Genomic DNA, 9,734 nt, shown 5'->3' with positions numbered 1-9,734 from the left:
GGCGACTGACAAACTGCGCGCACGCCTGGCAGAGATACTGAAGCTGCTTTCAGAGTTGGCGCGCATGCAGCCATGCGGGGCACCACCTTCAGTGACAGGCAACGATTTCGATCCGTGCCGGCGACTGATAGCGCAGAGAGTAGAGGATGCTCAGATACTTATCGAATCGTCAAAGTTTGAGTTTGAGCCGGGTGCTCCCAAGGTACGTGAGGCCCAAAAACTCATGGGCGAAGCGCAGACGGTCTTTCTGCTGCTCCTCACGCTCGCCCGGGAGATGCCTGACACCACTCTGCCGGATGCGGTCCGCGTAGCAGCTAAAGAGGTCGACAATGCCGTTGCCACAGCCCTGCTCGGTATGGAGAAGAAGATGATCAGTGGCGCTCAAGGCGCGGCATCCAACCTAGAAGATGCGATGCATGCTTTTGAACGTTTTGCGGCTGCGACAACAGGTGCGCTTGGAGGGACGGCCGTTGACTTGTACCTCGGGCAGCTCCAGGCACTGTATCAGTCGCTCATTGAAGCAGTCAGACGGCTACTGGAGATCGGCTATGACGATTAACAAACCCGAACTGAACCTGCTGCGCCTTCCAGATGCGACTCTCGTAGTACGCCTGTCAGGCGTATGGAAATTGAGCAGGCACCTCCCGGATAGAGAAGAATTTCAGCACCAGATGAAATCCGCAGGCCCGGTGTCTCGCATCGTATTCGATACTCAGGCGCTGACGGGATGGGATAGCGGTCTGATAACGTTCCTCAAGTATATCATTGAGGCCGGCTCCGAGTTGGATGTCCCTCTTCAGAAGGATGGTCTGCCGCAAGGTGCGCAGGAGATCCTGGCCCTTGCTTCCGCAGTGCCCGAGAAACAAGGAGTGCGCAGGGAAGCAACTCAAGCCTCCTTTCTTGAAAAGGCCGGCGGTGCTGTGATCGCTCTATGGCGTTCTCAACTCGGAATACTCGGTTTTATCGGCGAGGTTTTTTTCGCGCTGGTGAGGCTCGCTGCTGGGAAAGCCCAATTCCGTTCCTCCGACCTTCTTCTCACCCTTCAAGAATGCGGCGCCCAGGCTCTTCCGATCGTCTCTCTCGTTAACCTGCTCGTTGGACTTATCCTGGCCTTTATCGGCGCCATACAGCTCAGGCTTTTCGGTGCACAGATTTACGTGGCGAGCCTTGTCGGCATCGGCATGACCAGGGCGCTTGCGGCCATAGTGACAGGGGTCATCATGGCCGGCCGCACCGGAGCAGCCTTCGCCGCGCAACTCGGCACGATGCAGGTGAATGAGGAAATCGACGCATTGAGGACTCTCGGTGTGTCACCCATAGAATTCCTTGTACTTCCAAGGATGCTCGCTCTTGCCATCATGATGCCGCTCCTGAGTCTGTATGCAGACCTGATGGGTATGCTCGGCGGCATGATTATCGGTGTCACAATGCTCAATCTGAATTTAATGGAATACTACCAGAAGACCTGTGAATCAGTACGATTGAACGACGTGTGCGTTGGCGTTTTCAGCGCCGCTGTCTTCGGCCTGCTCGTAGCGCTTGCAGGGTGTCTGCGCGGAATGCAGTCAGGAAGGAGCGCTGCAGCGGTGGGTGAAGCGACAACATCTGCAGTCGTGACCAGTATCGTGAGCATTGTTGTGGCGATGGCGGTGATCACGGCGCTCTGCGATCTCCTGAATATCTAATGTGGCGGAGATGATGAAGGGAGAGCCCCATATTATTGTGGAAGACCTGACGCTGGGTTATGATAGCACGGTGATCCTGCACGACGTCACCTTCACCGTTAACAAGGGCGATATCTTCATTATCATGGGAGCGAGCGGTAGTGGCAAGAGCAGCATACTGCGGAGCATGGTGGGGCTCCTGCCTCCAATAAAGGGAGAGGTCCTGTACGAAGGCCTCAGTTTGTGGTCGGCGACTCCCGAAGAACAGAAAAGTACGATGCAAAGATTCGGGGTACTCTACCAGAGCAGCGCTCTCTGGAGTTCCCTCACGCTGTCCGAAAATGTAGCCCTGCCGCTCCAGCTATACACCGACGTGGGCGAAGACGTGATTAAGGAAGTTGTTTCGCTCAAGCTGGGACTCGTCGGCCTCGCCGGCTTCGAAGACTACTATCCTTCCGAAATCAGCGGTGGCATGAAAAAGCGCGCCGGACTGGCCCGCGCCATGGCGCTCGACCCGGACATCCTCTTCTTTGATGAGCCTTCTGCAGGGCTCGATCCTGTGAGCGCGCACCTCCTCGACGAGCTGATTATCGCTTTGAGAAACAGTCTGGGCGCCACGATTGTCGTGGTGACTCATGAGTTGGCGAGTATCCTTGCAATTGGAAACAACTCAGTCTTTCTAGATCCCGTTTCGAAGACCATTATCGCTGCCGGGAATCCCCGAAAACTCCTCGAAGAGTCAAAGGATCCCAGAGTGATCGATTTCCTCACGCGAGGAAAGGGCGTGCAGGAAAGGTGATTCGATGATCATGAATAGTCGAGGTGAAAACTAATGAGCAGACACGCCAGCAAATCACTCATCGGCGCCTTTGTGTTGGGGGCCATAGCTCTTGCCGTTGCAAGTGTGGTCATTTTTGGTTCAGGCACGTTTTTCCGAAAGGTTGATCGGAACGTCATGTTCTTTGAAGGGTCGGTTGCAGGGCTCCAAATCGGCGCACCTGTTGTGTTCCGCGGCGTGCAGATAGGACGGGTGACCGACGTCATCCTGGAGGTTGATGTTCGGGACCTGAAGGCGTTCATCCCTGTCTACACCGAGATAGACAAAAAAAGGATCGTGCCGATCTTGCCGACTGGGGGGATCCGCGACGAGCACTTTTTACAGGCACTGATAGACAAAGGGCTGAGGGCCCAGGTTCAACTACAGAGTCTTGTCACGAACCAGCTCATGGTCAGTCTCGATTTCCACCCGGATACGCCAGTCAGGCTTGTAGGTCTCGAGAAGAGATATCCCGAGATCCCGACCATTCCTTCTGATCTGGAACGGCTGAGAACAAAACTTGAGGAAATACCGCTCAAGGAAATTGCTGATAAATTAAATCAGACTCTTGCAGGAATTAACAGACTCGTCGCATCCCCGGAGCTCCAGGCAAGCATCGGCACACTCAATCACCTGCTCAATGACACCGATGTGCTGGTGCAAAATTTTAGAACCCAAATTGGTCCTCTGGCGACAGAGATGAAAGAGACAACGATTGCCGCTCGGGCAGCCTTTATGCAAGCTGAAAAAACATTGAGGTTTGATCAGGGGGAACCCGGGGAGATCGCATCCGGCATCAAAGAGACCTTGTTTGCAGCCCAGAAGACACTGAGAGAAACAAATAGGGCTGTGGAAACCATTAACGGAATCGTCGCACAGAATGTGAATCTCGGCTATGAAATAAGCAGAACACTTGAGCAGATCGCCGACCTCACGCGTTCAGTTCGTGTGCTGGCGGATTACCTTGAACGCCATCCTGAAGCCTTGCTCAGAGGCAAGCGCTCCGCTGAAGGAGAGTGACATGCGACGTGTGCACTACAATCGACCTTGGCGCTTCAGCCTCTTTTTAGTGCTGGTGATGCTGACGGGATGCGCCAGTTCACAGCCGTCGAAGTTTTACCAGTTGAATACGGTCCCGAACAAGCAAGCCCCTATTGCTGGAGTTTCTTTCTCGCGCAACGTGGTCATTGCTATAGGTCCCGTACGCATACCGGACTATCTTGACCGACCCCAGATCGTGACCCGCTCCGGCAAGAATGAGCTCAAGCTCTCGGAATTTCACCGATGGGCCGGGTCTTTGGAGGCTGATACAAGCCGCGTGCTCCTCGAGAACGTTTCCAGTTTGTTCCCTGCCGGTAGTATTTCGGTCGAACGCTGGATATCATTCCCGGCGAGTCGCGTGCCTGCTTCGTTGCGCGTCGAAGTACTTGTTGACCGCTTCGAAGGAACGCTCGGCCATTCGGTGCTGCTCAAGGCTCAATGGAGGATACTTGCCAATGACGGAAATCTATTGCTGAGCAGGGAAGCAGCATTCACAGAACAGATGAGCGGCAGCAGTTACGATGCGCTCGTTGCGGCAATGAGTAGTACTCTCGCGAGACTGAGCCTTGCCATATCTGAGGGAATCGCCTCTGTGCTCCGGCAGTCACCGACAAAATGATAAACTCCCCAACTATTTCTGGTAGCCCCTGATCTATCACGGCCTTCATCCAATCGTTCTTTCACCTTCATTTATTGCAGGAGTGGTGGATGCGATACTCGCTCGTGGCATCCTTGCGGTTGGGCGCATGATACCCGCTATCGGCCCCCATAGAATTTCCACCTCTAAACGGGTGGCCCCAGCCGCACGCGGCAAAAAAAAGGGGGTCCACCAATTGGGCCCCCTGAAGGACAGAATCGAGTCTCAGAAGAAGTATGTTGCGCTGACCCTCACGGTGTCAACATTGCCATTGGAGCTAAGCCCCGATGGATATCCATTGACCGTCACTATATTGTACATTTGCCTTGCATAGTGTGTGTTATACCGCGAGTACTCGAGACCGAGACGGATCGCCGGATTTGGATCGTAAATCAAATTAACGTGGTACTCCTCCAGCCGCTCGGTCGCGGGGGCGGCAGCAGCCGCTAGCGTCGGACCCGCACCGTAGGTGACAGCCTTGCGTGCATCGCTAACGTTATATTTGGTCTGCGAGTAGTAAAAGCCGCTCCAGAGCGTGTTGGTCCAGTACCACTGCAGCTGTGCCCACCCTCCGGTGGCCACCGGTGCCACGTAATCCGCGCGCGGGTTGAGCTGGTTGCTGTAAGCGGCGTAACCGGCTGCGGTGGCAGGATACTGATAGGCGGTCCGGTCGTAGGCGTAAGCCATCATTTTGAGGGGCGGGCCGCCGGCGAATTGGCGGATGTCCTGTCCGGTAAACGCGCTCACCGCCAAGCCGAGGGTGTGGGCGAGCTTGCCAGGAGCTTTCTCGGGGATGATGGGGATGAAGCTCTTGAAGGTCACCATCCATTCGTCAACGTTGCTGCTGTCGTAACCGTTGACGTTCCAGTACTGGACACTGTTTCCGGGTCCGGTACCACTGAACGCAGTGTTTGAATAAGAAGCTTGGCCGTTAATGTCACCGTAGGGCCCGAGGGTATATGGGGTGATCGGCTTCTCCCGACCCCATAGACCGCCCAGACCGAACTGGAGCATCCAAGCACCGATCTTGCCGCAGGCATCCGTCTTATAGAGAATCTCACTGAAGAACAGGGGGAGGTTGCTTCTCTGGAACCCGTCATCGATTGTCGTGCCGGTGGCCTGGGAGCCGCCCGGCCAGCTGTTGAGCGAGTAGGGTGCCTGGATACCTCCGGTTATGGAGAACGTCTTTGTAGCCTGCCATATGCCCGTGAGCTGAGGAGCCAGTGCGCCTTTGTTTGCCGCGCCGTTCTCGTTCACACCCAGCAAGCAGAAGCAGGGCAAGACGCCCGGAACCGTCCATGTCTGGCCCGCAATCACGGTGAAGGTCGGCCATTCGAACTTCATGAAGGCATGCCTGAGGGCAAACAGGCCGTAGTCCTCCACGTTGTTGCGGACGGGCCCAGAGACGGAGTTCGAAGTATCGAATCTGAAATCGCCTTCGATAAAGGCCGATGTCCTGGCTCCCCAGGTGTCCGGACCTTTTATCAAGAAATTGAGCCTTGATTCGCCGATGCCCCAGCTCGTGGCCCCATACCTGTCACGGGATGACGAGTTGAGTCCACTCGCCTGGCGCTCGGCCTCCGTTACGTCCTGGTTCAGGGACTGGTTGGCATACATATAATCCACTTTTACCATACCGCCGATGGAGAGATCCCACCTGCTCGTCGCGCTGCCGGCATAACTTATCGCCGGGACGGCGAGCATTCCAGCAAAAAACAAAATGATCAGTCTTTTCATCTTTACCTCCTTTAACTGGTCTTAGATACAACAACAGCCTGTATGCTCCTCGAGCAATCGAAACTCGTCCTCACCTCCTTTCGTTCCTACGCTTCGTTCTGGTGCAGATGCTTGGCTCAGCGTCAGCGTAACGTTATCGATGGTCGTCTAAAGGCTCGCCCCTACGGCCTTTAATAAAGCAATCGAAATGCCATCATACGTCGTTGTAATCAATGGGAAAAACAAATCACAACGTCATGCATTTTCGAGAATTCGCGGAATTTCGTGAGAGTGCTTCTATTTTGAGGCTCGCTGCTCGGTGGTCAAAATTGAAATTGGGTTATTAGTTGGAACAAGGGGAAAAAGATGTCATTGCTTATTCATGGATGGGATCTATGCCAAACGCCTGCAAATCTGCCAATTCCATTCATCTTATGCTGCACGTTCATCCCCTCTTGGAGCACCTTGGCAACGGGATTATCAACGGCCGTGCGGGTCTGCTCGAAAACTAAAGCAACGCAATACGTTCTTAGTTCTTGCAAGCCAGATACTTATTATTCCAAAGGACTGTGGGATTCATCCTCGAATCTGCTGAAGCAACTCACGCCTACGGCCGTTCATCTGCTTTTACCGCAAGCTCTTTAGAAACTAAAATTGAATTCAATGAAGGTACATTTCTCGCTGTCTTAATTTGTGTAGGGGTCGGATCTGGGCCAAAAAGTGGACCCAACGATCTCTGTGTAGGCCCAGCTACTTCTAATTTATGTACCCCCTGAGTTTTCTCATCAGCAGTCGCCTTTTTGCCTGTCGTGTTCTCGTGTTCTTCAATGCTAGCATTCTCTCCGGGCCCCACGAGGAGACTTGGTTTAGGCTCTGCGTTACTATGGGCCGGGTTAGCTTGCTGAACAGAACCTGCGTCGCTGGGGGATTGCTCCCTCGTCGCCTGCTTCGAGGGCAGCATGACGCAGACCTCACCCCCGTCGCTTCCCTTCAGAGACACCGCTGTAGGGTATGGCGATGTGTCATGGACCTCTCTTTCGTGTCTGGGGGATTCTGGGCGCTGGGTCGTCATCAACTCAGCTTTCTGGTCTTGATCGTAAGAAGGATATTCTCTCGGCCACTCGCGGAGTTTGGGTGTGATGTAAACTTTGAGATTGGCGTCTCTCGCTTTGAAGAGAAGGTTTTCTACCCACTGCCATTTGGGCTGAAGAGCCTTTACTTCTCTGGTTTTTCTTTGCGCGCCAATAATGATCCACTTAAACAGGTGGAGACGCTCGAAAGTCAACTCCTCCAGTAACGGCTCGCATGACACAAACGTTACTGAAGCTTTCACCTTCTTGAACGCCTCCTCCGCTTCGCGTACCCGTTCCTGCTTGTCGACTGTGGTGCCCACCCAAGCATTCTGAGGCCAGTTGAATTCAGTTAGGCGTTGGGGATACTTGGTTAAGAAGATAAAATTCAATTGCTTCTTCTGCTCGACCTCTTTGAGAATCTCGCGTATGACGTCCGACTCAAACCATTCCCCAAACAGGTCACCCAAAGAACAAACGAGGACGTTGCGGTTCCGCAAGCTTGAACCTTTAGCCGGAGCCTTCATGCGCGAGGGGACGTTGATTCTGTCTGACGGAAGTTTAGGCTCAAACGTTCCATACTTCCACACAGTGGAGGGCCAGGTGGACACCAGCACTCCTGATGGGTTCCTCAACTTCGCCATGAAAGCGTTCCTGGGTGAAATGGAGCGCAGACAGGTCAAACATCGTACGAAGAAGGCGATGGAGTATAAAAAGAACCAGGGCGCGGTGGTCGGGTCCGTGCCATATGGCTACAAGAGAAATGGCAACGGCCTTGAGGAAAATCCGCAGGAGCAAGCGGTAATCAAGCTTATCAACGAGCTGTACCGGCAGTCGGCGCGGCTGATGGAGATATGCAGAGTCCTGAAGGAAAAGGGGATCAAGACCGGGAAGGGCAGCTCGTTTAGCTCGCAACAGGTGAAGCGGATCGTCGATGGCTACAAGAATCGGTACTCCAAAGAGAATGGCCGGTTGAGCAAGAGCATTAGGCAGTTCATTAAGGCCATCGCCTAAAACGGTCAAGACAGGGCCTCTCCAAGCTGGACGTATGCACCATTTCCATTCGTTTATCCAGCCGAGGCAGATACTTGGTCAGCTAGCTTGACAGGTGTTGGTGATCGACCTTGTCGAGTGCTGTTCGCACAACATCGATCACATCTGCTTGCACGAAGGGTTTCGGCAGTATGGCATGTGTAAGAGGACGTACATCGACGGGGATGTGTTCCTCCGCATAGCCGGTCAGGAGGATTATCTGGAGCTTGGGGTTGATCTGGAGAGCAGCCTTGATGAGGTCGGAACCAGACAACTTGGGCATGGTGAGGTCGGTAATCATAAGTGTGATCTTCTGACTGTTCTCTATATAATACTGTAGCGCCTCTGCGGGATCGTTATACGATGCATGGAGGCATCCACGGCGCTCCACCATCTGTTCGATCATTTCTTCGATCATTTCCTCGTCATCCACAACAAGAATAACGTCTTTATCATCGCAGATTTTCTCTACCATATAGGAAGCGTACCATAGTCTGCGAAGATTCCAAAGGATAAACGGCGGGTCGACGGTACTTTTTCCGTGGACCCCCTTGACATTCGTTTGAGCGCACCCAGAATTATTTTTAGCGATTTTGGCTCTCGCATCGTGCCGCAGCAGCGCCAGCAGTGCGTATGTGGCCAAGGAAGACCGTTCGCTCAACTGAGGATCACTATGGGTCGGTCCCTCGGAACCCCGCTCTTGAAAGGAGGCTGCGTGTGACGGAGTCGGGTGTAAATAACAACAGCCTGCATACCGTGATCGACTTTGAGGACCTCCTTGCTCAGAGCCAGCGCATGGGGCCGCTTCCGAGCGGATACAGGGGATTCACTTGGAGCGACAGCGCATGGATCACGAGCAAGGTGTTTTCTGAGTCGGTCTGTTCGGGTCGGTTCGGGCTGTTCAATGCTGACGGCAAAGATATGACGATAGAAGGCAAGCAGTTGTTTGATCTCAAGGAGTTGTCACTCTGCGCCCTGTGGGTGGACAAGGCCCCTGTTGCTGTGGAGGGATGGGAGAAAGGGATCAGAAAGTACGCCACAACACAGACGGTGTCGAGGGCCTCAATCCTCCGTTGTGCCTTGGATTACCGCGCCGTTGATCGCGTGGAGCTTAAAGCCGGTGGCAAGCATATCCTGGTCCTCGCCATAACCGTTCTCATCAGATAAGGCCGCGGCCATGTTTGCATCGCAACGTGATCTTGTCACGCGCAAAAAAGAATAACAAACGGTCCGGTGTGTTATTCTCGCGGCGAGGTGCCGGAAGGAGCCGCCCCGTGAGGTGATGAGGTGATCGCCTCATGCATAAGCTGTCCGAGAGAGATTCCTCTTCGGTTGCAGAACTGCGACACTCCTTCCCCCTAATGGACGAAGCTGTCTTATAATATTGGGTAAGATATACTTTACCGACTCCAATGCCGGTTCACTCATACCGTTGATCGCACCCAAAGGGAGGAGACATGGCAAAGCAGGGCTCTCCCGATAAACTCAAAGACCTTCGGAAAAAAGCTGAGAAGCTGCTGGCAGAGAATGGGGTAAAGATTTCCCGCACCTTTTACGGCAAAGACGTCAATGAGCTGAATCAGGAACTTTCTGTCCATCAGATTGAGCTTGAGATGCAGAACGATGAGCTTCGAAGATCCCAGGAAGAACTGGAAGAATCGCGGTCGCGCTACATCGACCTCTACGACTATGCCCCTGTCGGCTACCTGACCCTTGATGAAAAAGGCGTTGTCTCCGAACTCAATCTGACCGCTGCC

General features: G+C 53.7%; 11 protein-coding genes. 8 read left to right on the top strand and 3 right to left on the bottom strand.

Annotated features, from left to right (window positions below; translation table 11 throughout):
* From VMT71_09660 to VMT71_09640, 5 genes are all read left to right on the top strand, one after another.
* Nucleotides 1-559, top strand: a 559-nt coding sequence (locus VMT71_09660; GenBank protein ID HVN24228.1) for a hypothetical protein, incomplete at its 5' end; no start/stop codon positions are given.
* Nucleotides 549-1,685, top strand: coding sequence for an ABC transporter permease (locus tag VMT71_09655; GenBank protein ID HVN24227.1), 1,137 nt, complete (start codon nucleotides 549-551; stop codon nucleotides 1,683-1,685). The genes VMT71_09660 and VMT71_09655, both read left to right, overlap by 11 nt.
* A gap of 10 nt (nucleotides 1,686-1,695) precedes the next feature.
* Entirely contained in the window at nucleotides 1,696-2,463 is a 768-nt protein-coding gene (locus VMT71_09650; GenBank protein ID HVN24226.1) for an ATP-binding cassette domain-containing protein, read from the top strand.
* 33 nt (nucleotides 2,464-2,496) lie between these two features.
* Nucleotides 2,497-3,501, top strand: a complete 1,005-nt coding sequence (locus tag VMT71_09645; protein ID HVN24225.1) for an MlaD family protein — start codon at nucleotides 2,497-2,499, stop codon at nucleotides 3,499-3,501.
* 1 nt (nucleotide 3,502) lies between these two features.
* Nucleotides 3,503-4,141 carry a PqiC family protein gene (locus tag VMT71_09640; protein ID HVN24224.1) on the top strand — a complete coding sequence of 213 codons (639 nt, stop codon included), beginning with the start codon at nucleotides 3,503-3,505 and terminating at the stop codon, nucleotides 4,139-4,141.
* A 243-nt stretch (nucleotides 4,142-4,384) separates the two neighbouring features.
* Here VMT71_09640 and VMT71_09635 read toward each other — a convergent pair whose 3' ends face one another.
* Together VMT71_09635 and VMT71_09630 are read right to left on the bottom strand one after the other, a co-directional pair.
* Entirely contained in the window at nucleotides 4,385-5,896 is a 1,512-nt protein-coding gene (locus VMT71_09635) for a hypothetical protein (GenBank protein ID HVN24223.1), read from the bottom strand.
* Nucleotides 5,897-6,482: 586 nt separating this feature from the next.
* Nucleotides 6,483-7,556, bottom strand: a complete 1,074-nt coding sequence (locus VMT71_09630; protein HVN24222.1) for a DUF5131 family protein — start codon at nucleotides 7,554-7,556, stop codon at nucleotides 6,483-6,485.
* On the opposite strand from VMT71_09630, the gene VMT71_09625 reads away from it, so the two are divergent.
* Entirely contained in the window at nucleotides 7,549-7,959 is a 411-nt protein-coding gene (locus VMT71_09625) for a recombinase family protein (protein HVN24221.1), read from the top strand. The two genes, VMT71_09630 and VMT71_09625, sit on opposite strands and share 8 nt — an antisense overlap.
* Nucleotides 7,960-8,041: 82 nt before the next feature.
* Here the strand turns inward: VMT71_09625 and VMT71_09620 are convergent, their stop codons facing one another.
* On the bottom strand, nucleotides 8,042-8,452 hold the full coding sequence (locus tag VMT71_09620; protein ID HVN24220.1) for a response regulator: 411 nt from the start codon (nucleotides 8,450-8,452) through the stop codon (nucleotides 8,042-8,044).
* 242 nt (nucleotides 8,453-8,694) lie between these two features.
* On the opposite strand from VMT71_09620, the gene VMT71_09615 reads away from it, so the two are divergent.
* Together VMT71_09615 and VMT71_09610 are read left to right on the top strand one after the other, a co-directional pair.
* A complete protein-coding gene (locus VMT71_09615; protein ID HVN24219.1) occupies nucleotides 8,695-9,144 on the top strand; it encodes a hypothetical protein in 450 nt (149 codons plus the stop codon).
* A gap of 290 nt (nucleotides 9,145-9,434) precedes the next feature.
* Nucleotides 9,435-9,734, top strand: a 300-nt coding sequence (locus VMT71_09610) for a hypothetical protein (protein ID HVN24218.1), incomplete at its 3' end; no start/stop codon positions are given.

Source organism: Syntrophorhabdales bacterium (assembly GCA_035541455.1).
Taxonomy (GTDB): Bacteria; Desulfobacterota; Syntrophorhabdia; order Syntrophorhabdales; family WCHB1-27; genus JADGQN01.
The sequence above is the reverse complement of the archived record's forward strand: the minus strand, read 5'-3'. Positions and strand labels throughout refer to the sequence as shown.

Excerpts from the sequence above, each read along its gene's own strand:
- VMT71_09655 (HVN24227.1), top strand. The coding sequence starts at position 549 with ATGACGATTAACAAACCCGAACTGAACCTGCTGCGCCTTCCAGATGCG.
- VMT71_09650 (HVN24226.1), top strand. The coding sequence starts at position 1,696 with ATGATGAAGGGAGAGCCCCATATTATTGTGGAAGACCTGACGCTGGGT.
- VMT71_09645 (HVN24225.1), top strand. The coding sequence starts at position 2,497 with ATGAGCAGACACGCCAGCAAATCACTCATCGGCGCCTTTGTGTTGGGG.
- VMT71_09640 (HVN24224.1), top strand. The coding sequence starts at position 3,503 with ATGCGACGTGTGCACTACAATCGACCTTGGCGCTTCAGCCTCTTTTTA.
- VMT71_09635 (HVN24223.1), bottom strand. The coding sequence starts at position 5,896 with ATGAAAAGACTGATCATTTTGTTTTTTGCTGGAATGCTCGCCGTCCCG.
- VMT71_09620 (HVN24220.1), bottom strand. The coding sequence starts at position 8,452 with ATGGTAGAGAAAATCTGCGATGATAAAGACGTTATTCTTGTTGTGGAT.